Genomic DNA, 23484 nt, shown 5'->3' with positions numbered 1-23484 from the left:
CGTCTAATTCGTCGTCCATCCACCATGAAAAAACTCGCTGCTTTCCTGATCGCCCTCGCCACCGGCGCCGGCTTCCTGATGACCGCGCCGGCCAACGCCGCGCCCACCGCCGGCAAGGAATACAAAGTGCTGCAAACGCCGCAGCCCGTGCCCGCAGGCAAGATCGAAGTGACGGAGTTCTTCTGGTACGGCTGCCCGCACTGCTACGACTTTGAAAACACCTGGACGGCGTGGGTCGCCAAGCAAGGCAAGGACGTCGTGATCAAGCGCGTGCCGGTGGCCTTCAATGCCAAGCTGGAACCGCATACGCGCATCTATTACACGCTGGAAGCGCTCGGCAAGCTCGACGCCAAGGACGCCAGCGGCAAGACGCTGCATGACCGCGTGTTCGACCAACTGCACAAGAACTACCGTTCGATGTCCGAATTGGATGACATTGCGAAGTTCATGGCTGCAAACGGCGTCGACGAGAAGCAGTTCCGCGACACCTACAACTCGTTCAGTGTGAACGCCAATACCAAACGCGCCGCGCAGCTGGCCGATCAGTACAAGATCGAAGGCGTGCCGACCGTCGTTGTGCAGGGTAAATACACCACGTCGCCGGCAGATGCCGGCAGCAACGTGGGCGCTGCCCAGACGCTCGACTACCTCGTCGACCAGGTGCGCAACCGCAAGATGTGACGGGTTGACGCGTTTCCGGGCATTCGCCCGGGCGTGACACCGCCATCGACGCCCGCCCCTGTGCGGGCGTTTTTTGTGCGTCGGCCTTTTTCACACCTACCAGGACATCGACATGAGCGAGATCGTCTTCATCACCGGCGCTTCCAGCGGCATCGGCCAAGCCTTGGCACGTCAGTACGCAGCGCAGGGCGCCATGATCGGGCTGGTCGCGCGGCGTGTCGACGTGCTCCACGAGTTTGTCCAGACGCTGCCTGCCGGCATCCAGAGCCGCTGCCATTGCTACGCCGCCGACGTGCGCAGCGCCGAATCGATGCGCGACGTGGCCAACGCCTTTATCGCCACGGTCGGGCTGCCCGATGTGGTGATCGCCAACGCCGGCATCTCGGTCGGCACGGACTTGCGCGAACCCGGCGACCTGAAAGCCTTTGCCGCCGTGATGGACACCAACTGGATGGGCGTGCTCAACACGTTCCAGCCGTTTGTCGGGCCGATGCTGGCACGCGCCAAGCCTGGGCAGCCCGGCGGCACGCTGGTCGGCATTGCCAGCGTGGCGGGCGTGCGCGGGCTGCCGGGTGCGGCGGCGTACAGCGCCTCCAAGTCGGCGGTGATCAAGCTGATGGAGAGCCTGCGCGTGGAATTCGGCCCGCTTGGGCTGCGCGTGGTGACGATCGCCCCCGGCTACATCCGCACGCCGATGACCGAACACAATCCTTATCCCATGCCCTTCCTGATGCCGGTGGACCGCTTCGCGCTGAAAGCCGTGAATGCGATCCATCGCGGCGTGCGCTTCACGGTGCTGCCATGGCCGATGGGCATGGTCGCCAAGCTGCTGCACGTGCTGCCGCGCGGGCTGTATGACTTTGCGTTTGCGCGCGCCGGGCGCAAACCCCGCAACCCCGAGATTTCGTCATGACTTACACCGATGCGGCTGGGCTCGCCCACGCCCCTGTCGACACCACACCGCGCATCGCCAGCCTGGTCCCTTCGATTACCGATCTGCTGTTCTCGCTCGACCTGGGCGATCAGCTTGTGGCCCGCACCGGCTTCTGCATCCACCCGCGCGAAGTGGTGCGCAACGTACCGAAGGTCGGTGGCACCAAGACCGTCAAACTGGACAAGTTGCGTGAGCTGGCGCCCACGCACGTCATCGTGAACATTGACGAGAACACGCGTCCGACCGTCGACAAGCTGCGCGAGTTCATCCCGCACATCATCGTCACGCATCCTTGCTCGCCGGAAGACAACCTCGCGCTATACGAACTGCTGGGCGGTATCTTTCGCCGCGAAGCGCAGGCGCAGAAGTTGTCGGATGCGCTGACGCAGGAGCTGGAGGCGCTGCGCGGTCGCCACTTCCTGCCGCACCGCGTGCTGTACGCCATCTGGCAAGACCCGTGGATGACCGTGTCGCGCGACACGTACATCTCGCGGATGCTCAAACTCGTCAACTGCCATACGTGGCCCGACGATCCGGCGCCCGTGGAATGCGGCACCAACAAGAGCGGCGATTGTGCCCGCCCCAACCGGCCCGACACGCGCTACCCGACGTTCCGCTGGAGCAATGATGTTGTGCGCAACATCGACTGCGTGCTGCTCTCCACCGAGCCTTACAGCTTTACCGAAGAGCACGTCGATGCGCTCGAAAAGCAGATCGGCAAGCCGGTCTACCTCGTTGATGGCGAGATGGTGTCGTGGTACGGCAGCCGCGCGATTGATGGCGTGCGGTATCTGGGGCAATTTGCGAAGACGCTGCGTTAGGGCCAAGTCTTCAGGCCGAAAAAAACCCGCCGGTTGGCGGGTTTCTTGTTGGCCGCAGCGATACGTTATCGCTCGAACCCATAGTCGTACTCGACCTTGGCAATGCGCAGGTGGTACGACGCATACCACTGCTCACGCCCCAGCTTCTGGGCGGCAAGGTGGTCGCTCTGGTTCTTCCACTCGCGAATGGCCTCCAGCGACGACCAATACGACACGGTGATGCCCGGCCGCCCCTGGTCGCCAGCCAGCTCATCGCGTACGGATTCGATGCCGAGGAAACCCGGCATGCTGCGCGCCAGTTCCACCATGCGGTCGGCCATGGCGCCGTAGCCGTTGTCGCCGTCGGTTCGCGTGGAGGCGAAGATCACGGCGTAATACGGTGCAGTCGGCGTTTGCGCGGGAAACGGCAGGACAACGGCGCTGTCGTCGAGAACGTCATGCTGGTCAGCCATGGGCGGCTCCGTTGAAAGGCACGGGTCGTGCGGTTTATGCAGCTGCGTGGAATCGAACGATACCGTCCGCGCCGGTTTCGCGCACCAGTTCGCCTTGATGCCACAGCGCATGCAGGTGAGCAAGCGCCTCGCCCATCGCGAAGGTCATCTGGTGCACATCGAACTGACGCTTGAAGATGACGTTGACGATGTCGCGTGCCGATTGCGGCGCGGCCTTGCACGCGGCCAACGTTTCGGTCAGGCGATCCGCATGGTGATCGCGCAGTTGCCGAATGCGCGTATGCAGCCCCCGGAACGGCCGCCCGTGCGACGGCAGAATCAGCACATCCGCGGGCAGCGGCTCGTACTTGCCCAGCGAATCCAGATACAGCGTGAGCGAATCCGCTTCAGGCTCCAGATCGAACACGCTCACGTTGGTAGAAATGCGCGGCAAGACCATGTCGCCGGAAATCAGCACGTTGGCCTCTTCACTGTAGAGCGCGACGTGCTCGGGCGCGTGGCCGAAACCGGTGATGACACGCCATGTGTGCGCGCCGATGGTGACGACATTGCCGTCCATCAGGCGGCGGTACTGGCTGGGCACGCCTGGCACGAGCGTGCTGTAGTAATCCTTGCGGTTACGGATGCCTTCGATGGAAGTCGGGTCGGTCAAGCCGTGGCGCTCGAAATGGCGCGCGGCAAATTCGCCGCCGGCATTCGACGCGCCCGTGCCGCCCACCAGCATGCGCGCGAAGGCGTAGTCGCCCAGACTCATCCACAGGCGCACGTTCCAGCGTTTCTCGTCGCCGCCTTCGCACAGCCAGTTCGACAGGCCCACGTGGTCCGGATGGCAGTGTGTGACCAGCACGCGCAGCACCGGCAGGCCGTCGAGGTGGTTCGCGAAGATCGTTTCCCAGTACCCGCGAATCGCTTCGTGGTTGATGCCGCAATCGATGATCGTCCAGCCGTCCTGCCCGTCCTGCCGATCGCGCAGCAGCCAGAGGTTGATGTGATCGAGCGCAAACGGCAGCGGCATGCGCAGCCAGTAGACGCCAGGGGCGACTTCAAACCGCGTGCCGCCTTCGGGAAGCGTGTCGCCAAAGGGATAGTCGAGTTGGTGTTCGAGCGCGTTCATGTGGGTGGGGTCTCGGTCGCCGCCTTGAGCTGCTGTGCGGCGGTCTCTGCGATTGCGGTTTGGCGCCATTGACGCTAACGTAAACGTCAATTCGCCGCCGGTCATCCATCTTAAGCGAAAACTTAATGTCGCTGCCCGGCGTGCATGTGTCATCACTCCTCTGCCGTTAGCCCGTTCCCGCCGTATGTCCGCCTCCACTCCGTCTGCCGCCGCCGCGCTTGCCGCCGATCTTGAATCGGGCGATGCCGGCGCGCTTGCCGACGCAAGCTTCACCATCACCGATCTTGCACGCGAGTTCGACATCACGCCGCGCGCCATCCGCTTCTACGAAGACCAGGGTCTGCTGGCGCCGGATCGCCAAGGCCCGGGCGGACGTCGGCGGGTGTACTCGGCCGGCGAGCGCACGCGCCTGAAGCTCACCTTGCGAGGCAAGCGGCTCGGCCTGTCGCTGGGCGAGATCAAGGAGATCCTGGACCTGTATGAGTCGCCGCGCGATACGGTGCCGCAGCTGGAGCGCTTCCTGGCGTCGCTGGCGCAACACCGTGCGGTGCTGACGCAGCAGTTGGAAGATTTGAACGCCCAACTGGCCGAGATCGACCAGCACGAACGCCAGTGCCGGCGCCTGCTGGAAGACGCGCAGGCCGGCACGGTCAAGCCGACCAAGCGTCGCAAGGCCGCCTGATTCCGCAAATCTACGTAATGGACGGTCATTGACGTTTACGTAAACGTCAATACAATACGCAACACCCTGCAGCACCCTCCCGGCACCGCGGCGCCCGCCATAAGCGACGCGCACCGCACAGCGCCAGACCACTGACTAGAGACACCCGCGGCTCGAACCGCGCCCAAGGAGACCACCATGATTGATCTGCCCGGCCTGAAATTCGACTTGGGCGAAGACATCGAGATGCTGCGTTCGGCCGTGCGCGATTGGGCGCAGGGCGAGCTGGCACCGCGTGCCGGCGAAATCGACCGCACCGACCAGTTCCCGATGGACGCGTGGCGCAAGATGGGCGAGCTGGGCGTGCTCGGCATCACGGTGGCCGAGGAGTACGGCGGCGCCAACATGGGCTACCTGGCGCACATGATCGCCATGGAAGAAATCAGCCGTGCGTCGGCGTCAGTGGGCCTGTCGTATGGCGCGCACTCGAATCTGTGCGTGAACCAGATCCATCGTAACGGCACGGCGGCCCAGAAGGCCAAGTACCTGCCCAAGCTGGTCTCGGGCGAATGGGTGGGCGCGCTGGCAATGAGCGAGCCGAATGCCGGGTCGGACGTCGTCAGCATGAAGCTGCGCGCGGAACTGAAAGGCGACCGCTACGTGCTCAACGGCACCAAGATGTGGATCACCAACGGCCCCGACTGCGACGTGCTGGTCGTCTACGCCAAGACCGAGCCCGAACTGGGCGCGCGCGGCATGACGGCGTTCATCGTCGAAAAAGGCATGAAGGGTTTCTCGGTGGCGCAGAAGCTGGACAAGCTTGGCATGCGCGGCTCGCACACGGGCGAACTGGTGTTCGAGAATGTAGAAGTGCCGGTGGAAAACATCCTCGGTCAGGAAAACGGCGGCACCAAGGTGCTGATGAGCGGCCTGGATTACGAGCGCGCGGTGCTCTCCGGCGGCCCGATCGGCATCATGCAGGCCTGCATGGACGTGGTCACGCCGTACATCCACGACCGCAAGCAGTTCGGCCAGAGCATTGGCGAATTCCAGCTCATCCAGGGCAAGATGGCTGACATGTACACCACGCTGCAGGCTTGCCGCGCGTACCTGTACACGGTCGGCAAGAACCTCGACTCACTGGGCCGCGACCACGTGCGCCAGGTGCGCAAGGACTGCGCCGGCGTGATCCTCTACACCGCCGAGAAGGCCACCTGGATGGCCGGCGAAGCCATCCAGATCCTGGGCGGCAATGGCTACATCAACGAATTCCCGGTCGGCCGCCTGTGGCGCGACGCCAAGCTGTACGAGATTGGCGCCGGCACGTCGGAAATCCGCCGCATGCTGATCGGCCGCGAGCTGTACGCAGAGACGATGTAACTGGCGAGAGCAGGCGGGGCTGGGGCACGGGGCCATCAGCCAAACGGATAAGGAGGCGCAACGGTTTCAGGACGCGAACACGGTACCGAAGACCCTACAATCTAGGTCTGCCTGGTTTGCTGGTTTTGCCGCTTCCCTGCCCCCGCGCACACGCCATGTCCCATTTCCCCAAGCTCCTCTCGTCGCAGATCGCCTTCGACGTTGCCCGCACGATGCTCGACGGCTTCGACAAGCACTATCGCTTGTTCCGCGAGGTCAGCGTACAGGCCAAGACGGCGTTCGAGACCGGAGACTGGGCCGGCCTGCAGCAGTTGCAGCGCGACCGCATTGCTTATTACGACGAGCGCGTGCGTGAAGCCTCGGTCATCCTCGAAGACGAATACGACGCCGAGAACATCGACGACGAGATCTGGCGCCAGATCAAGCTGCACTTCATCGGCCTGCTGACCAACCATCATCAGCCCGAGTGCGCCGAGACCTTCTTCAACTCGGTGTGCACGCGCATCCTGCATCGTTCGTACTTCAACAACGATTTCATCTTCGTGCGCCCGGCCATCTCGACGGAGTACATCGAGAATGAAGAGTCGCCCACCAAGCCGACGTACCGCGCGTATTACCCCGGCACACGCGATGGCCTGGGCGCCTGTTTCGAGCGCATCGTCCACAACTTCCAGCTCAACGCGCCGTTTGAAGACCTGGAGCGTGATATCGGCTACGTGGTGCGCGCGGTGGGCGAGCACTTCGGCGATTTCCGCATCGCGCCGAATTTCCAGATCCACGTGCTGTCGTCGCTGTTCTTCCGCAACAAGGCGGCGTACATCATCGGGCGCGTGATCAACGGCGACAAGACGTTCCCGCTGGCCGTGCCGATCCTACGCAATGCCGCCGGCCAGCTCTCGCTCGACACGGTGCTGCTGCGGCAGGAACAACTGCTGATCCTGTTCTCGTTCACGCACTCGTATTTCATGGTGGACATGGAGATTCCGTCTGCCTACGTGACCTTCCTGCGTGACCTGATGCCGCGCAAGCCGCGCGCCGAGATCTACACCTCGCTGGGTCTGCAGAAGCAGGGCAAGAACCTCTTCTATCGCGATTTCCTGCATCACCTGCAGCACTCATCGGACAAGTTCATCATCGCGCCGGGCATCAAGGGCCTCGTGATGCTGGTGTTCACGCTGCCGTCGTACCCGTACGTGTTCAAGGTCATCAAGGACTACTTCCCGCCGCCCAAGGAAACCACGCGCGAGCTGATCAAGAGCAAGTATCAGCTTGTGAAGCGTCACGACCGCGTGGGACGCATGGCCGATACGCTGGAGTATTCCGACGTGGCCTTCCCGCTCTCGCGCTTTGACGACGACCTGATCAAGGAGCTGGAAAAGCACGCGCCTTCGATGGTCGAATACCAGCGCAGCGAAGACGGCGGCGAAGAGATCGTCATCCGCCACGTCTACATCGAGCGCCGCATGACGCCGCTGAACATCTGGCTGCACGAAGGCACCGATGCGCAGGTCGAGCACGGCATCATCGAATACGGCAACGCCATCAAGGAACTCATTGCCGCGAACATCTTCCCGGGCGACATGCTGTACAAGAACTTTGGCGTGACGCGCCACGGCCGCGTGGTCTTCTACGACTACGACGAGATCGAATACCTCACCGACTGCAACATCCGCACCGTGCCCGAACCGCGCACGGAAGAAGAAGAAATGTCCGGCGAGGTCTGGTACAACGTCGGCCCGCACGACATTTTTCCCGAGACGTACCGCACGTTCCTGCTGGGCGACCCGCGCGTGCGCGAAGCCTTCCTCAAGCACCACGCAGACTTCTTTGAAGCTTCCATGTGGCAGGGGTACAAAGAGCGCCTGCTCTCCGGGCAGATGCACGATTTCTACGCGTATGACGCAGCCGAACGCTTCGTCAATCGCTACGGCGCGAGCGCGCCCGACAACGCAGCACAAGACAACACGACGCTGCAGCGCGCCGCCGCTTAACCCTCTCAACACGACGGGAAACCATGCCACAACGCATCAAAGAGCTGTTCGAGAACAACCGGAAGTGGGTCGAGCGGGTCAACGCTGAAGACCCGGCGTTTTTCTCGAATCTGGCCAATCAGCAGAACCCGGAATACCTCTGGATCGGCTGCTCGGATTCGCGCGTGCCGGCCAACCAGATCATCGGCTTGCCGCCGGGCGAGGTGTTCGTCCACCGCAACATCGCCAACGTCGTGGTGCACTCGGACTTGAACTGCCTGTCGGTGCTGCAGTTTGCGGTGGAAGTGCTGAAGATCCGGCACATCACGGTGGTGGGCCATTACGGCTGTTCGGGCGTGAAGGCCGCGCTGACGAAGCAACGCTTCGGCCTGGCTGACAACTGGATTCGTCACGTGCGGGATGTGGCCGAGCAGCATGAGACGTATCTGGGCACGGTGGTCCGCGAGCAGGATCAACACGACCGGCTGTGCGAGCTGAACGTGATCCATCAGGTCAATAACGTGTGCCTGACGACGATCGTGCAGGACGCCTGGGATCGCGGGCAGCCGCTGACGGTTCATGGCTGGATCTACGGCGTGAAGGACGGGATGCTGCGCAATCTTGGAATGGCGGCGAGTTCCAATGAGGAACTGCATGCGCAGCTTGCTGATGCTTGGTTGAACTATGGGAAGGAAGGGAGTGTGCCTAGTCCGGTGGGGTTTTGATTTCTTTTGAGTTTGGGGTGGGTTGTTTTGTTTTGGGTTCATCCCTTGTTTCATCCCCTGCCGGGGCTGACTCACTTTCTTTGTCTTGCCAAAGAAAGTCAGCAAAGAAAGGCGCGCCCGAGATGGCGAAAGACTCCTTGAATTTATGTCGCAGGGAGGGAGGGGAGGCAAACTCGCTTCGCTCAGACAGCCTCCCCTCTTTTTCCTCCCTGCAACAGAAATTCAAGGCGCCATCTAGGGCAGGGTACGGCCACACCCTCGAGGTTCAAGCGCAGTGGTGGGTACGCAGCAAGACGCGGAGCGAAGCAAACGGCAACAAGCAGCAAGCAACAGCAACAAACAAGAGCCTGATGGGGCACGCACACCAACGGTTTGGCCGTTGACGTTCCTGCCCTTGATGGCGCCTTGAATTTTCGTAAGCGGGCGGAAACAAGACGGGAAACTGTTTGAGCGCAGCGAGTTTTTCCCGTCTCCGCCCGGTTACGAAAATTCAAGGGATGGGTCGCCATCTCGGGCGCGCCTTTCTTTTGCCTACTTTTGTTTGGCAAGACAAAGAAAAGTAGGTCGTGCCCGGCAGAGTACGAAATAGGGGTGAACCACCAACAACGACCCCACTAGCAAGAGACACACAACCCCTGCACCAAAAGTGCAGAACATGTCCCAAGCACAGTTCCAGGAGATTGCAGCAATGTCCGACCGAATCGTCATCGCCTCCGCCGCCCGTACCCCGATGGGCGCCTTCCAGGGCGAACTCGCCAGCCTCACCGCTCCGCAACTCGGCGCCGCTGCCATTCGCGCGGCGGTCGAACGTGCGGGCTTGAAACCGGAACAGATCGAAGAAGTCATCATGGGCTGTGTTCTGCCTGCGGGCCAGGGGCAGGCACCGGCACGCCAGGCCGCATTGGGCGCGGGCCTGCCGCTGTCGGTCGGCTGCACCACGGTCAACAAGATGTGCGGTTCGGGCATGCGCGCGGCCATGAACGCGTATGACGCACTGCTCGCGGGTTCGGTCGACGTGGTGGTCGCGGGCGGCATGGAAAGCATGACGAATGCGCCGTACCTGATCCCGAAAGGCCGCGGCGGTTATCGCATCGGCCACGGCATGATCTACGACCACATGATGCTGGACGGCCTGGAAGACGCATACGACAAGGGCCGCGCCATGGGCACCTTCGGCGAGGACTGCGCCGAGAAGTACGGCTTCACGCGCGAAGCCCAGGACCACTTCGCGATGACGTCCGTGCGCCGCGCGCAAGAGGCCACCGAATCCGGCGCATTCCGCTGGGAAATCACGCCCGTTACCGTGTCGAGCAAAGCGGGCGACACCGTCATCGACACCGATGAAGGCCCGCGCCGCATCAAGGTCGACAAGATCCCCTCGCTCAAGCCCGCGTTCAAGAAAGACGGCACGGTGACGGCCGCGTCGTCTTCGTCGATCAACGATGGGGCGGCTGCGCTGGTGATGATGCGCGAGTCGACTGCCAAGCAACTCGGCATCACGCCGCTGGCGGTGATGCTGGGCCACACCACGCACGCACAGGCACCGGGCTGGTTCACCACGGCGCCGGTCACAGCCATCGACAAGCTGTTCAAGAAGCTCGACTGGAACTCGGGGAACGTCGACCTGTTCGAGATCAACGAGGCGTTTGCCGTGGTGCCGATGGCCGCGATGCACGACCTGAAGATCCCGCACGAGAAGGTGAACGTGAACGGCGGCGCATGCGCGCTGGGCCATCCGATCGGCGCATCCGGCGCGCGCGTGATCGCGACGCTGCTGGGCGCGCTGCAACACCGTGGCGGCAAGCGCGGTGTGGCCAGCCTGTGCATCGGCGGCGGTGAAGCCACGGCCGTCGGCATCGAACTCTACTAAGGCACGCGCATGACGAACGCAACGTCCCGCCGCACGCGTACCGCGCTCATCCTGGGCGCGTCGCGCGGCATCGGTCTGGAGACCGTCAAGCAATACCGATCGGATGGCTGGCGCGTGATCGCCACCGTGCGCTCGCAAGCAGCCGCAGAAGAATTGCAGGCGCTGGGCGCGGAAACGCACGTGCTTGATCTGACTGACGCCAACGCCGTCGCCGGCCTCGCGTGGAAGCTCGACGGCGAAGCGCTGGACGTGGCGATCTACGTGGCGGGCATCTACGGCCCGCGCACGCAGGGTGCCACGCCCGTCAGCCAGGCCGATTTTGATGCCGTGATGCACACCAACGTGTGGGCCCCGATGGGCGTGCTGCCCGCCGTGCTGCCGATGGTGGAAGCCGGACGCAATGGTGCGGACGAGCCTGGCGGCGTGCTCGCCGTCATCTCCAGCCGCATGGGCAGCATCGGCGACATGGCGGGCAACGGCGGCTGGCTGTATCGCGCGAGCAAGGCGGCGGTGAATGCCGTGCTGCGCGGGGTATCGATCGACGCCAAGAACGCCACGTGCCTGACGTTCCACCCCGGTTGGGTACAGACCGACATGGGCGGCGCGGACGCGGCCATCACGCCGCAGGAGAGTGTGGCTGGCATCCGCCGCGTGATCGCCGGCGCCACGCGCGCCGACAACGGCGGGTTCCGCAACTACGACGGCAGCGTCATTGAATGGTGAGGCCGGAACGATGCTGCTGACCCAAGAGCAAGAGATGATTCGCGACGCCATCCGCACCTTCGTGCGCGAGGCGATCGCGCCGCATGCAGCCGCGTGGGACCGCGATGCGACGTTCCCGAAAGACGTGCACCGCCAACTCGGCGAGCTTGGGGCCTATGGCGTGGCCGTGCCGGAAGAACTCGGCGGCGCGGGACTCGACTACCTGTCGCTGGCGCTGATCCTGGAAGAAATTGCTGCCGGCGACGGCGGCACCTCCACCGTCATCAGCGTGAACAACTGCCCCGTGTGCAGCATGCTGATGGCGTTTGCGAACGGCGCGCAGAAGCAGCAGTGGCTCGTGCCGCTGGCGCGCGGCGAGATGCTCGGCGCGTTCTGCCTGACCGAGCCGCATGTCGGCTCCGATGCATCGGCGCTGCGCACCACGGCCGTGCGGGATGGCGACCACTGGGTCCTCAACGGCGTGAAGCAGTTCATCACCAGCGGCAAGCATGCCGACGTGGCGATCGTCATGGCCGTGACGGACAAGACCGCAGGCAAGCGCGGCATCAGCGCGTTCCTGGTGCCGACCAACACACCGGGCTACGTCGTCGCGCGGCTCGAAGACAAGCTGGGCCAGCACTCGTCCGACACGGCGCAGATCGTGTTCGAAGACTGCCGCATCCCCGCCGATTGCCTGCTGGGCGAAGAAGGCGCGGGCTACAAGATGGCGCTGTCCGGGCTGGAAGGCGGGCGCATCGGCATTGCCGCGCAGAGCGTGGGCATGGCGCGTGCGGCCTTTGAAGCCGCGCTGGCATACGCCAAGGAGCGCGAAAGCTTTGGCCAGCCGCTGTTTGCGCACCAGGCCGTGCAGTTTCGGCTGGCAGAGATGGCGACGCGCGTGGATGTGGCGCGGCAGATGGTCTGGCATGCCGCCAGCCTGAAAGACGCCGGGCTGCCGTGCCTGAAAGAGGCGGCCATGGCCAAGCTCAACGCCAGCGAGATGGCCGAGCGCGTGTGCTCCGATGCCATCCAGGTCTTTGGTGGTTACGGCTATGTCAGCGACTTCCCGGTGGAGCGCATCTACCGCGACGTGCGCGTGTGCCAGATCTACGAAGGCACGAGCGATATCCAGAAAATCTTGATCGCCCGCGCGCTGGCGTAGGCAGTTTTGGGGAAGGCGCAGCACAACAAGGGGAGCACACCATGAACGGGGCCATCGATTTCTACTTCGACTTCTCATCGCCGTACGGCTACTTCGCCAGCACGCGCATGGAGGAGCTCGCCCAGCGGTACAACCGGGCGACGGCATGGCACCCGATCCTGCTGGGGGTCGTCTTCAAGACCACCGGCGGCTCCCCGCTGCCGCAGGTGCCGCTCAAGGGCGATTACGCGTGGCGCGATTTCGAGCGTACCGCGCGCTTCAACGGCATTGAATACCGCAAGCCGACGCACTTCCCGCTGCCCACGCAATACGCCGCGCGTGCCACGCTGTGGGTGCATGACCATCACGGTGGGGACCGCGCGATCGACTTCGCACGGGCCGTCTACCGCGCACTGTTCGTTGACGACATCAACATCGGCGAGCCGACCGAGGTCATGAAGATTGCCGACGCGATGGGCATCGACGGCGCCGCACTCAACGCCGGCGCAAGCAGCCAGCAGATCAAGGACCAGCTCAAGGCCGAGATCGACCTGGCGATGTCGCGCGGCGTGTTCGGCTCGCCCTACGTGATCGTCGACGGCGAGGCGTTCTGGGGCTTCGACCGCTTTGACCAGATTGAAGCGTTGCTGCGCGACGGACGGATATAAGGCCACATCCACAACGGCGGCAGATGCACGAACCGCCGCCAACGAACCAACAACGAAGAGCGCATGACTGCAGTGACCTCCTCTGTTTCAAACCACCCGCGCTTTGACGCGATCCTCTTCGATTGCGACGGCGTGCTGGTCGACAGCGAACCCATTGTCAACCGTCTGATCTGGGAGATGCTGATCGAGCTTGGCATCGACATCAGCCTGGAAGATTCCATCCAGCGTTTCCTCGGCAAGGCCATCCGCGAAGAGCTGGATGCGATTGCCGAGATGCGCGGCGCACCGCTGCCGCCGAACTGGTTGTCCACCTTCCAGGCGCGACGCAACGTGCTGCTCGAAGCCGAAGTGGAAGCCGTGCCGCATATCGGGCACGCCATCGATGTGCTCTCCAGGCTCGGCCTGCCGATGGCCGTGGCTTCCGGAGCGGACCGCATGAAGGTGGAGCTGCAACTCAACCGCACCGGGCTGATCGAGCATTTCCAGCCGACGGACGTGCGCATCTTTTCTGCCACGGAAGTCGCACGCAGCAAGCCCGCACCCGACGTGTATCTGCTCGCCGCCAGCAGCCTCGGGGTATCGCCCTCGCGCTGCCTGGTGATCGAAGACAGCCCCACGGGCGTTACCGCCGGGCACGCAGCCGGCATGACGGTGCTGGCGTACGCGGGCCGCAATGCACCAGGCCCGCTGATTGCCGCCGGCGCCACACGCACGTTCACCGACATGCGCGAACTGCCGGAGTTGCTGGCCTGATGCCTGCTGCACATCCACAGCCCATCGGCGCGGCCGACGCTTGCCCTTGCGGCAACGGCGCCTATGCGCGCTGCTGCGGCCCGTTCCACGCGGGCGAGGCCGTGGCGGCTACGGCTGAGCAGCTCATGCGCTCGCGCTACAGCGCTTATGTGCTGGGCGACACGGCCTACCTGCGGCGCACGTGGCATCCGTCCACCTGCCCTGTCGACCTGGAAACCAGCGAAGCAGACGCCGCCGCCACGCGCTGGCTCGGCCTGGACGTCAGGCGCCACACGCCGCAAGACGCCACGCACGCGACGGTGGAATTCGTCGCCCGCTACAAGGTGGGCGGCCGCGCGCATCGCCTGCACGAAACCAGCCGCTTCGTCCGCCTGGACGCCAGCGGCGCTGAATCCGCCGAAGGCCGTTGGCTGTACGTCGACGGTACCTTCCCTGACTGAACCGCACCGACCTTCCCGCACTGCTGCCATGCCGACGCTAGAGACCAAGCTGAACCCCCGCGCTGAAGACTTCAAGGCCAACGCCGATGCCATGCGCGCACTCGTCGCCGACTTGCGCGACAAGGTTGCGCGCATCGCCCAGGGCGGCGGTGACGACGCCCGTGCCAAACACCTCGCCCGCGGCAAGTTGCTGCCGCGCGACCGCGTGCAGCAACTGCTCGATCCTGGCACGCCGTTCCTGGAGTTCTCGCAACTGGCGGCGTATGGCATGTACGACAACGCCGCGCCCGGCGCCGGCATCATCACCGGTATCGGCCGCATCTCGGGGCAGGAATGCGTGATCGTCTGCAACGACGCCACGGTCAAGGGCGGCACCTACTACCCGATGACCGTGAAGAAGCACCTGCGCGCGCAGGAGATCGCCGAGCAGAACCACCTGCCCTGCGTCTATCTGGTCGATTCCGGCGGCGCCAACCTGCCGAACCAGGACGACGTGTTCCCCGATCGAGATCACTTCGGTCGCATCTTCTACAACCAGGCCAACCTGTCATCGAAGGGCATTCCACAGATCGCGGTGGTGATGGGCTCATGCACGGCGGGCGGCGCGTATGTGCCGGCCATGAGTGATGAGTCGATCATCGTCAAGGAACAGGGGACGATCTTCCTGGCAGGCCCGCCGCTGGTGAAGGCCGCGACCGGCGAAGTGGTGAGCGCCGAAGACCTCGGTGGCGCCGATGTGCACACGCGGCTGTCGGGCGTGGCGGATTACTTTGCCAACAACGATTCGCACGCGTTGGCGCAAGCCCGCAGCATCGTCGCGCACCTGAACCGCCGCAAGCCGGAGCAGCTGCAGATTCATGCGCCCGTCGAGCCGCGCTTTCCCGCAGAAGAACTCTACGGCGTGATCCCGACCGACACGCGCAAGCCGTTCGACGTGCGCGAGGTCATCGCCCGCATCGTCGACGATTCCGCCTTCGATGAATTCAAGGCGCGCTACGGCACGACGCTGGTCTGCGGCTTTGCGCGCATCTGGGGTTACCCGGTCGGCATCATCGCCAACAACGGCATTCTTTTTTCAGAGGCGGCACTCAAGGGCGCGCACTTCATCGAGCTGTGCTGTCAGCGCAAGATCCCGCTGGTGTTCCTGCAGAACATCACCGGCTTCATGGTGGGCCGCAAGTACGAAAACGAAGGCATCGCCAAGAACGGCGCGAAAATGGTGACGGCCGTGGCAACGGCGCAGGTGCCCAAGTTCACGGTCATCATCGGCGGCTCGTTCGGCGCGGGCAATTACGGCATGTGCGGCCGGGCGTATTCGCCGCGCTTCCTGTGGATGTGGCCGAACGCGCGCATCTCGGTGATGGGCGGCGAACAGGCCGCAAGCGTGCTCGCCACCGTGCGCCGCGACGGCATCGAAGCCAAGGGCGGCCAGTGGAGCGCCGATGAAGAGGCCGCGTTCAAGGCGCCGATCCGCGACCAATATGAGCGCCAGGGCCATCCGTACTACGCCAGCGCACGCCTGTGGGACGACGGCGTGATCGACCCGGCTGATACGCGCAGCGTGCTGGGCCTCGGCCTGTCGGCGAGCCTGAACGCGCCCATTGGCGACATGAACTTCGGCGTGTTCCGCATGTAAGCGGGCCGTCAATCGGACAGGAATATTTGCAGTGAACAGCAACACCGCGCGAACGTGGCGCAGCGCCTTGGCAGCCGTTGGCTGCGCGCTGCTGCTTGCGGCCGCGCATGCGAGCGAAACCGCTCAGTCCGGCATCAGCGAGATCATCGTGGAGGTGCCCAAGTCTGCGGGCATCTTCACCCTCAAGCTGGAGACGACCGTCTACAAGCCGGCCGGCGACGGCCCTTTTCCGCTCATCGTGCTCAATCACGGCAAGGCGCGCGGCAAGGCGGCATTCCAAGCGCGTGCCCGTTACAGCGAGCAGGCTGCGGCGCTGGTCGCGCGCGGCTACGTAGTGGCCATCCCGATGCGGCAAGGGTTCGCCAAATCCGGCGGCGCGTATATCGGCAGCGGTTGCAACGTGGAAGCCAACGGCATCATCCAGGCCGAAGACGTGGTGGCCACGCTCGACTACATGACCGCGCAGCCGTACGTGGACCGCAACCGCATCGTCGTCATGGGCCAGTCGCACGGCGGCCTAACCACGCTGGCCTTCGGTACCATCGCCTACCCGGGCGTGCGCGGGCTGGTGAACTTTGCCGGCGGCCTGCGCAACGACACCTGCGTCGATTGGGAAGGCAACCTAGTGCGCGCGTTCGAGACGTACGGCCGCCAGTCGCGCTATCCGTCGCTCTGGTTCTACGGCGACAACGACAGCTACTGGCCCAAGCCGATGCCCGACAGGATGTTCGCGGCCTACACGAGTGCGGGCGGAAAAGGCCGGCTGGTGGATTTCGGCACCTTCAAGAGCGACTCGCACGGCATGTTCGCAAGCCACGCGGGGTTGGGCATCTGGCTGCCGCAGGTCGACGCCTTTCTGCGCGAACTTGGCTTGCCCGCCGGCCCGGTGCAAGCGGTGGCACCAGGCAGCAACGCTGAAGCATCCGGCGCAGACGACCCCAAGTCCGACACCAACAAGGACCCCGAATGAACACTTTCGAGACCCTCGCCTTCGCACAGAACGGCGCCGTCGCCACGCTCACGCTGAACCGGCCCGACGTGCGCAACGCCTTCAACGAGACCGTCATCGCCGAGCTGACCGGCGCGTTCCGCGCGCTGGCCGATGAGCCGGGCGTGCGCGCCATCGTCCTGACGGGCAACGGCGCGGCCTTCTGCGCGGGTGCCGACCTGAACTGGATGAAGAAGATGGCCGGCTACTCCGATGACGAGAACCGCGCCGACGCCCTGCGCCTGGCCGAAATGCTGCGCGCCATCTACACGTGCCCCACGCCCGTGATCGCGCGCGTGCAGGGCGACACCTATGCCGGCGGTGTCGGCCTGGTCGCCGCGTGCGACATCGTCGTCGCCGTCGACACGGCCAACTTCTGCCTGTCGGAAGTGAAGCTCGGCTTGATCCCGGCCACCATCAGCCCGTACGTGATTCGCGCCCTGGGCGAGCAGGCGTCGCGCCGCTACTTCATCACCGCAGAACGCTTTTCCGCTGCCGAAGCGCATCGCCTCGGCCTCGTGCATGAGCTGGTGAGCGCAGACGCCCTCGACGCCAAGGTGGCCGACATCACCGCCGCGCTCGTCGCCAACAGCCCGAACGCGGTGCGCGAGAGCAAGCGCCTGGTGCGTGAAGTCTCTGGCGCCGCCGTCAACGACGCCTTGCTGGCGGATACCGCTGAGCGCATCGCCGCCATCCGCGCTTCGGAAGAAGGCCGCGAAGGCGTGCAAAGTTTCCTGGGCAAGCGCAAGCCGAACTGGCTGCTGCCGGCCTGACCCGCATAACAACGAAACCACGCATCACTCGAAGGAAGTCCTCATGCAATCCACTCCGCTCAACTTCGTTCCAAACGCTGCCAAGGCGCCCGTCACGCCCGGCCAGGCGCCCGACGCATGCTGGAGCCGCGAAGCCATCGAAGCGCTGTTCGCGCTGCCGTTCAACGACCTGCTGTTCCAGGCGCAGCAGGTGCACCGCGCCAACTTTGACGCGAACGCGGTGCAGCTATCGACGCTGCTGTCGATCAAGACCGGCGGCTGCCCGGAAGATTGCTCGTACTGCCCGCAATCGGCGCGCTACGACACGGGTGTCGAGGCTGAAAAGCTGATGCCGATCGACGCCGTGCTGGAAGCCGCATCGCGCGCCAAGCAAAACGGCGCAAGCCGCTTCTGCATGGGCGCCGCGTGGCGCAACCCCAAGCCGCATCAGCTCGATGCCGTGGCCGACATGGTGCGCGGCGTGAAGGCGATGGGGCTGGAGACCTGCGTGACGCTCGGCATGCTCAAGCAGGAACAGGCCGCGCAGTTGAAGGAAGCGGGCCTGGACTACTACAACCACAACCTCGACACCGCGCCCGAGTTCTACGGCGAGATCATCACCACGCGCACGTATCAGGACCGGCTCGACACGCTCGAGCACGTGCGTGACGCCGGCATCAACGTGTGCTGCGGCGGCATCGTCGGGCTGGGGGAATCGGTGCACGAGCGTGCGGGTCTGATCGCCGAACTGGCGAACATGGAGCCGTATCCGGACTCGGTGCCCATCAACAACCTGGTGAAGGTGGAAGGCACGCCGCTGGCGGGCAACGAAGAACTGGACCCGTTTGATTTCGTGCGCACGATTGCCGTAGCGCGGATCACGATGCCTAAGGCGATGGTGCGGCTCTCCGCTGGCCGCGAGGCGATGGACGATGCCTTGCAGGCGCTGTGCTTCATGGCGGGCGCCAACTCGATCTTCTATGGCGAGAAGCTGCTGACGACGGACAACCCGGAGGCGGATGCGGATCGGAAGCTGCTGGCGCGGTTGGGGATGCGGGTTGAAGTGCAGGATCACATGCACCAAAGCGCTGATGCTGGACACTCGCATTCTTCGCATTGTCATATCGACATTACGCCTGCCGACTGATGGGTTTTGTGGGAGGCGGTTTTTGTTTTTGTGTTGGTGGTCTGCCTCCCTTTTGTCCCCTGCCGGGGCCGACTCACTTTCTTTGTCTTGCCAAAGAAAGTAAGCAAAGAAAGGCGCGCCCGAGATGGCGAAAGATTCCTTGAATTTATGTCGCAGGGAGGGGAAGGGAAAAACTCGCTTCGCTCAGACAGTTTCCCTTCCTTTTTCCTCCCTGCAACAGAAATTCAAGGCGCCATCTAGGGCATCAACGGCTACACCATCGAAGTGCAAACGCAGTGGTGGGTACGCGGCAAGACGCGGAGCGAAGCAAACGGCAATACAGCAACACAGCAACACAGCAACACAGCAACAAGCAAGGGCCTGACAGAGCATGCACACCAACGGTTTGGCCGTTGACGTTCCTGCCCTTGATGGCGCCTTGAATTTTCGTAAGCGGGCGGAAACAAGACGGGAAACTGTTTGAGCGCAGCGAGTTTTTCCCGTCTCCGCCCGGTTACGAAAATTCAAGGGATGGGTCGCCATCTCGGGCGCGCCTTTCTTTTGCCTACTTTTCTTTGGCAAGACAAAGAAAAGTAGGTCGTGCCCGGCAGGGTACGAAACAAGGGATGCACCACAAGTGCAAAAACAAACAAGGAGACGTAACAACACCATGATCACCAAGCTCCTCATCGCCAACCGAGGCGAAATCGCCTGCCGGGTCGCCGCCACCTGCCGCAAGCTCGGCATCCGCACGGTCGCGGTCTACTCCGATGCCGACGCCAACGCCCGCCACGTCGCGGCCTGCGACGAAGCCATCCACATCGGTGAGCCCGCCGCCCGCGACAGCTACCTCCGCGCTGATCGCATCCTCGAAGCCGCACGCGCCACGGGCGCGCAAGCCGTCCATCCCGGCTACGGCTTCCTCTCAGAGAACGAAGCTTTCGCAAAAGCCTGCGCAGACGCCGGCATCATCTTCGTCGGCCCGCCGGCCTCGGCCATCGAAGCGATGGGCAGCAAGAGCGCGGCCAAGGCGCTGATGGAAACGGCGGGCGTGCCGCTCGTGCCCGGCTACCACGGCGACAACCAGGACGCGGCCTTCCTGCGCACGCAAGCCGATCGCATCGGCTACCCCGTGCTCATCAAGGCCAGCGCCGGCGGCGGGGGCAAGGGCATGCGCGTGGTGGAGTCAGGCGATGCGTTCGAAGCCTCGCTGGCTTCCGTCAAGCGCGAGGCGTCTTCCAGCTTCGGTGACGACCGCGTACTGATCGAGAAGTACCTCACGCGTCCGCGCCACATTGAAATCCAGGTGTTTGCCGACAGCTTCGGCGACGCTGTCTATCTGTTCGAGCGCGACTGCTCTGTGCAGCGCCGCCACCAGAAGGTGCTGGAAGAAGCCCCCGCCCCGGGCATGACGCTGGACCGCCGCCGCGCGATGGGCGAAGCGGCCGTGGCGGCCGCGCGCGCCGTGGGCTACGTGGGTGCCGGCACGGTCGAGTTCATCGTCGACGAAGACGGCACGTTCTACTTCATGGAGATGAACACGCGCCTGCAGGTCGAGCACCCCGTGACCGAAATGATCACGGGCGAGGACCTCGTCGAATGGCAATTGCGCGTGGCATCCGGCGAGCCGCTACCACGCACGCAGGACGAGCTGCACATCCACGGCCATGCGCTCGAAGCACGCATCTACGCCGAAAACCCCGACCGCGATTTCCTGCCCTCCATCGGCACGCTGAAGGTGCTGCGCACACCAGCGGCGGTGGAGTTCACCGTAGGCGCGCAAGCCAATGGCGAACCGGCTGCCGTGCGCATCGATGCCGGCGTGCGTGAAGGCGACGCCATCAGCCCGTACTACGATCCGATGATCGCCAAGCTCATCGTCTGGGGCCGTGACCGTGAAGAAGCGCTCGCGCGCATGCTGCAGGCGCTGGGCAGCTTCCACCTGGTGGGGCTGTCGTCCAACGTGGCTTTCCTGCGCCGCCTGGTCGCATCGAAGCCATTTGCGACCGCCGATCTGGATACCGGCCTGATCGCCCGCAATCACGACACGCTGTTCCCCGCTGCACCGGACGTGCCGCTAGACGCCATCGCCCTGGCCGTGGCTGCGCTGCTCGCCCGCGAGGCACGCAGCCTGCGCACCGACACGCGCGATCCGCATTCGCCGTGGGCGCGCGGCAGCGGCTGGCGCCTGAACGGCGCGGCTGAGCGCACGCTGCGTTTCACGCATGGCGATCAGTCCATCGATGCCACGCTCATCTACGGCCGCTACGGCTCGCGACTGAAAGTTGGCGGCAGCGAAGCGCCCTTCACCTCACAGCGCCATGCAGAGACCTTCACCGTCACGCTCGGCACGCACAAGGCGACCGGCCAGGTGCATGCCGATGGCGACACGTTCCACGTCTTCACCGGCGGTGCGCACTGGACGCTGGAGCGCCACGACCCGCTCGCCCATGCCGGCGAGGCCGACGACGAAGGCGGCAAGCTGACGGCGCCGATGCCCGGCAAGGTCATCGCCGTGCTGGCCGCCCCGGGGCAAACCGTCACCAAGGGCGCACCGCTGGTCGTCATGGAGGCCATGAAGATGGAGCACACGCTCACGGCACCTGCCAACGGCGTCGTCGAATCCGTGCTGTACGGCGTGGGCGATCAGGTGACGGAAGGCGTGCAGTTGCTGGCGTTCAAGCCCGCCGAATGAAGCCCAAGGGGGCTGCCACACGCCTTGGCGGCCCCTGCTACACTGCTTGACGTATACGTCAATCACCCGCATTGAAGTCGCCCCACATGCACATCCAGATCTACACGCCCGACGGCAAGCCCCAACCCTGGCTCGACGGTTTCGCGCAGGCACTTCCTGAGGCACGCCTGTCGGTGTGGGAGCAAGGCGCAGTGCAGGACGCCGACTACGCCGTGGTCTGGCAGCCGCCCGCCGACATGCTGCGCGATCGCCGCGATTTGCGCGCCGTGTTCAACCTCGGCGCGGGCGTCGATGCCATCCTGGGCCTGCGTGCGCAAGCGCCCGATGCCATCCCCGAAGGCCTGCCGATCGTGCGGCTGGACGACGCCGGCATGGCCGCGCAGATGGGCGAATACGTCACGCACGCCGTCCTGCGCTTCTTCCGCCGGCTCGATGAATACGAGCGCCAGCAGCAAGCGAAGATGTGGCGCTTCCTCAAGCCGTTCAACCGCGATGAGTTTGTCGTCGGCGTGCTGGGCCTCGGCGTGCTCGGTACGCACATCGCCAGGACGCTGGCGGGCTTCGGCTTTCCGGTGCGCGGCTGGAGCCGCTCCGCCAAGCACGTCGAGGGCGTCGATTGCCGCTCAGGCAGCGATGCCCTGCCCGGCTTCCTCGCCGGCACGCGCGTGCTGGTGAACGTGCTGCCGCTGACGGCAGACACCGAAAACGTGATCGACGCGAAACTGCTCGCGCAACTCGCACCGGGCGCATTCGTCGTCAACGTGGCGCGCGGTAAGCATGTCGTGGAAGACGACCTGCTGGCCGCCGTGCGCAGCGGCCACATTGCCGGCGCCGCGCTCGACGTATTCCGCACCGAGCCGCTGCCCGCCGACCACCCTTTCTGGACCGAACCGCGCATCCACATCACGCCGCACATTTCGGCGCTGACGCTGCGCGAGGTCAGCATTGCCCAGATCGCGCGCAAGATCCGAGCGCTGGAAGCAGGCGAGCCGATTGCCGGCATCGTCGATCTGCAACGAGGGTACTGAGATGAGCATTCCGAATTTTGTGAAGGTGGTCGAGGTCGGCCCGCGCGATGGTCTGCAGAACGAGAAGTCGCCAGTTTCGACGGACACCAAGGTCGAGCTGGTGAACCGCCTGTCCGAGGCCGGCTTCGTCAACGTGGAAGCCGCCTCGTTCGTGTCGCCCAAATGGGTGCCGGCGATGGCCGATGGCGCCGACGTGATGGCGCGCATCCAGCGCCGGCCGGGCACGCTGTACTCCGTGCTCACGCCCAACATGAAAGGTTTCGAAGGCGCTGCTGCAGCAGGTGCGGACGAGATCGTGATCTTCAGCGCCGCCAGCGAGGCCTTTGCGCAGAAGAACATCAACTGCACGATCGCCGAGTCGATCGAACGCTTTGCGCCAGTGGCCAAGGCCGCCAAGGATGCGGGCATTCGCGTGCGCGGGTCGATCTCGTGTTCGCTGGGCTGCCCGTATCAGGGCGAGGTGCCGGTGTCGTCGGTGGTGGACGTCATCAAGCGCATGGCCGACCTCGGCTGCGACGAGATCGACATTGCAGACACCATCGGCGTGGGCACCGCGGGGCGGGTGAAAACCGTGATGGAAGCCGCTGCAGCGACGTTCCCGATCGACCGCCTCTCGGGACACTTCCACGACACATACGGCCAGGCGCTGGCCAACATCCTCGCCAGCCTGGAAGTCGGCATCGCCATCTTCCACGCCTCAGTTGCGGGGCTGGGCGGCTGCCCGTATGCCAAGGGTGCGACCGGAAACGTCGCCACCGAAGATGTGCTGTACCTGCTGCACGGCCTGGGCATCCGCACCGGCATCGACCTGGACAAGGTGGTGCTGGCGGGCGACTTCATCTCGCAAGCCATCGGCCGCCCGACTGCCTCGCGTGCGGGTCGCGCGCTGCTGCTCAAGCTGCAGGACCAGATCGCCCAGGCCTGCATCTGAACCCCCATCAAGAACA

At 64.4% G+C, this 23484-nt stretch carries 22 protein-coding genes; 20 read left to right on the top strand and 2 right to left on the bottom strand.

The features are described from left to right. Positions 1–24: 24 nt before the first annotated feature. The 3 genes from ACUXH0_RS12390 to ACUXH0_RS12380 all read left to right on the top strand — a co-directional run bounded on the left by ACUXH0_RS12390 (position 25) and on the right by ACUXH0_RS12380 (position 2436). Positions 25–681: a thiol:disulfide interchange protein DsbA/DsbL gene (locus ACUXH0_RS12390; RefSeq protein WP_004633713.1), complete on the top strand. Its 657-nt coding sequence runs from the start codon at positions 25–27 to the stop codon at positions 679–681. Positions 682–793: 112 nt separating this feature from the next. Beyond that, entirely contained in the window at positions 794–1594 is an 801-nt protein-coding gene (locus ACUXH0_RS12385; protein WP_137910901.1) for an SDR family oxidoreductase, read from the top strand. Beyond that, positions 1591–2436 carry a helical backbone metal receptor gene (locus ACUXH0_RS12380; protein ID WP_137910902.1) on the top strand — a complete coding sequence of 282 codons (846 nt, stop codon included), beginning with the start codon at positions 1591–1593 and terminating at the stop codon, positions 2434–2436. Before ACUXH0_RS12385 ends, ACUXH0_RS12380 begins: the two co-directional genes overlap by 4 nt. 65 nt (positions 2437–2501) lie before the next feature. Here the strand turns inward: ACUXH0_RS12380 and ACUXH0_RS12375 are convergent, their stop codons facing one another. Continuing rightward, the gene (locus ACUXH0_RS12375; protein ID WP_004633708.1) at positions 2502–2888 is read right to left on the bottom strand and encodes an antibiotic biosynthesis monooxygenase family protein; all 387 of its coding nucleotides are present in this window, start codon (positions 2886–2888) and stop codon (positions 2502–2504) included. Between the two features lie 34 nt (positions 2889–2922). Continuing rightward, positions 2923–4002 (bottom strand): MBL fold metallo-hydrolase, encoded by a 1080-nt coding sequence (locus tag ACUXH0_RS12370; RefSeq protein WP_137910903.1) that lies wholly within the window; start codon positions 4000–4002, stop codon positions 2923–2925. Positions 4003–4186: 184 nt separating this feature from the next. Here ACUXH0_RS12370 and ACUXH0_RS12365 point away from each other — a divergent pair, with 184 nt between their 5' ends. The 17 genes from ACUXH0_RS12365 (at position 4187) to ACUXH0_RS12285 (ending at position 23468) form a co-directional block, all read left to right on the top strand. Next, complete coding sequence (locus ACUXH0_RS12365) at positions 4187–4684, top strand: MerR family transcriptional regulator (protein WP_009239251.1); 498 nt, start codon at positions 4187–4189, stop codon at positions 4682–4684. A gap of 177 nt (positions 4685–4861) precedes the next feature. Then, positions 4862–6043 carry an isovaleryl-CoA dehydrogenase gene (locus ACUXH0_RS12360; protein WP_004633702.1) on the top strand — a complete coding sequence of 394 codons (1182 nt, stop codon included), beginning with the start codon at positions 4862–4864 and terminating at the stop codon, positions 6041–6043. A 155-nt stretch (positions 6044–6198) separates the two neighbouring features. Further along, on the top strand, positions 6199–8034 hold the full coding sequence (aceK, locus tag ACUXH0_RS12355; protein ID WP_004633701.1) for a bifunctional isocitrate dehydrogenase kinase/phosphatase: 1836 nt from the start codon (positions 6199–6201) through the stop codon (positions 8032–8034). Positions 8035–8057: 23 nt separating this feature from the next. Next, entirely contained in the window at positions 8058–8738 is a 681-nt protein-coding gene (gene can / locus ACUXH0_RS12350) for a carbonate dehydratase (RefSeq protein ID WP_004633699.1), read from the top strand. A gap of 688 nt (positions 8739–9426) precedes the next feature. Then, the gene (locus ACUXH0_RS12345; RefSeq protein ID WP_024973744.1) at positions 9427–10608 is read left to right on the top strand and encodes an acetyl-CoA C-acetyltransferase; all 1182 of its coding nucleotides are present in this window, start codon (positions 9427–9429) and stop codon (positions 10606–10608) included. A 9-nt stretch (positions 10609–10617) separates the two neighbouring features. After that, positions 10618–11331, top strand: a complete 714-nt coding sequence (locus ACUXH0_RS12340; RefSeq protein ID WP_137910904.1) for an SDR family oxidoreductase — start codon at positions 10618–10620, stop codon at positions 11329–11331. Positions 11332–11341: 10 nt separating this feature from the next. After that, a complete protein-coding gene (locus ACUXH0_RS12335) occupies positions 11342–12472 on the top strand; it encodes an acyl-CoA dehydrogenase family protein (protein WP_137910905.1) in 1131 nt (376 codons plus the stop codon). A 41-nt stretch (positions 12473–12513) separates the two neighbouring features. Further along, positions 12514–13119, top strand: coding sequence for a 2-hydroxychromene-2-carboxylate isomerase (locus tag ACUXH0_RS12330; protein WP_137910906.1), 606 nt, complete (start codon positions 12514–12516; stop codon positions 13117–13119). Between the two features lie 63 nt (positions 13120–13182). Next, positions 13183–13872, top strand: coding sequence for an HAD family hydrolase (locus ACUXH0_RS12325; protein ID WP_004633689.1), 690 nt, complete (start codon positions 13183–13185; stop codon positions 13870–13872). Next, the gene (locus ACUXH0_RS12320; RefSeq protein WP_137910907.1) at positions 13872–14312 is read left to right on the top strand and encodes a YchJ family protein; all 441 of its coding nucleotides are present in this window, start codon (positions 13872–13874) and stop codon (positions 14310–14312) included. Before ACUXH0_RS12325 ends, ACUXH0_RS12320 begins: the two co-directional genes overlap by 1 nt. Positions 14313–14340: 28 nt before the next feature. Beyond that, positions 14341–15948: a carboxyl transferase domain-containing protein gene (locus ACUXH0_RS12315; protein WP_137910908.1), complete on the top strand. Its 1608-nt coding sequence runs from the start codon at positions 14341–14343 to the stop codon at positions 15946–15948. A 31-nt stretch (positions 15949–15979) separates the two neighbouring features. Then, complete coding sequence (locus tag ACUXH0_RS12310; RefSeq protein WP_004633684.1) at positions 15980–16918, top strand: dienelactone hydrolase family protein; 939 nt, start codon at positions 15980–15982, stop codon at positions 16916–16918. Then, entirely contained in the window at positions 16915–17709 is a 795-nt protein-coding gene (locus ACUXH0_RS12305) for an enoyl-CoA hydratase/isomerase family protein (RefSeq protein WP_137910909.1), read from the top strand. The genes ACUXH0_RS12310 and ACUXH0_RS12305 overlap by 4 nt, the downstream gene beginning before the upstream one ends. A gap of 43 nt (positions 17710–17752) precedes the next feature. Then, positions 17753–18835, top strand: coding sequence for a biotin synthase BioB (gene bioB, locus ACUXH0_RS12300; protein ID WP_137910910.1), 1083 nt, complete (start codon positions 17753–17755; stop codon positions 18833–18835). Positions 18836–19484: 649 nt separating this feature from the next. Beyond that, on the top strand, positions 19485–21509 hold the full coding sequence (locus ACUXH0_RS12295) for an acetyl/propionyl/methylcrotonyl-CoA carboxylase subunit alpha (RefSeq protein ID WP_009239257.1): 2025 nt from the start codon (positions 19485–19487) through the stop codon (positions 21507–21509). An 86-nt stretch (positions 21510–21595) separates the two neighbouring features. Further along, the gene (locus ACUXH0_RS12290; protein WP_009239258.1) at positions 21596–22537 is read left to right on the top strand and encodes a 2-hydroxyacid dehydrogenase; all 942 of its coding nucleotides are present in this window, start codon (positions 21596–21598) and stop codon (positions 22535–22537) included. A 1-nt stretch (position 22538) separates the two neighbouring features. Then, positions 22539–23468 carry a hydroxymethylglutaryl-CoA lyase gene (locus ACUXH0_RS12285; protein ID WP_137910911.1) on the top strand — a complete coding sequence of 310 codons (930 nt, stop codon included), beginning with the start codon at positions 22539–22541 and terminating at the stop codon, positions 23466–23468. Positions 23469–23484: the final 16 nt, after the last annotated feature.

It is taken from the genome of Ralstonia sp. 110700041-2, from assembly GCF_056280165.1.
Note: the sequence above shows the minus strand (reverse complement) of the source record. Positions and strands in the feature narration are given on the sequence as shown.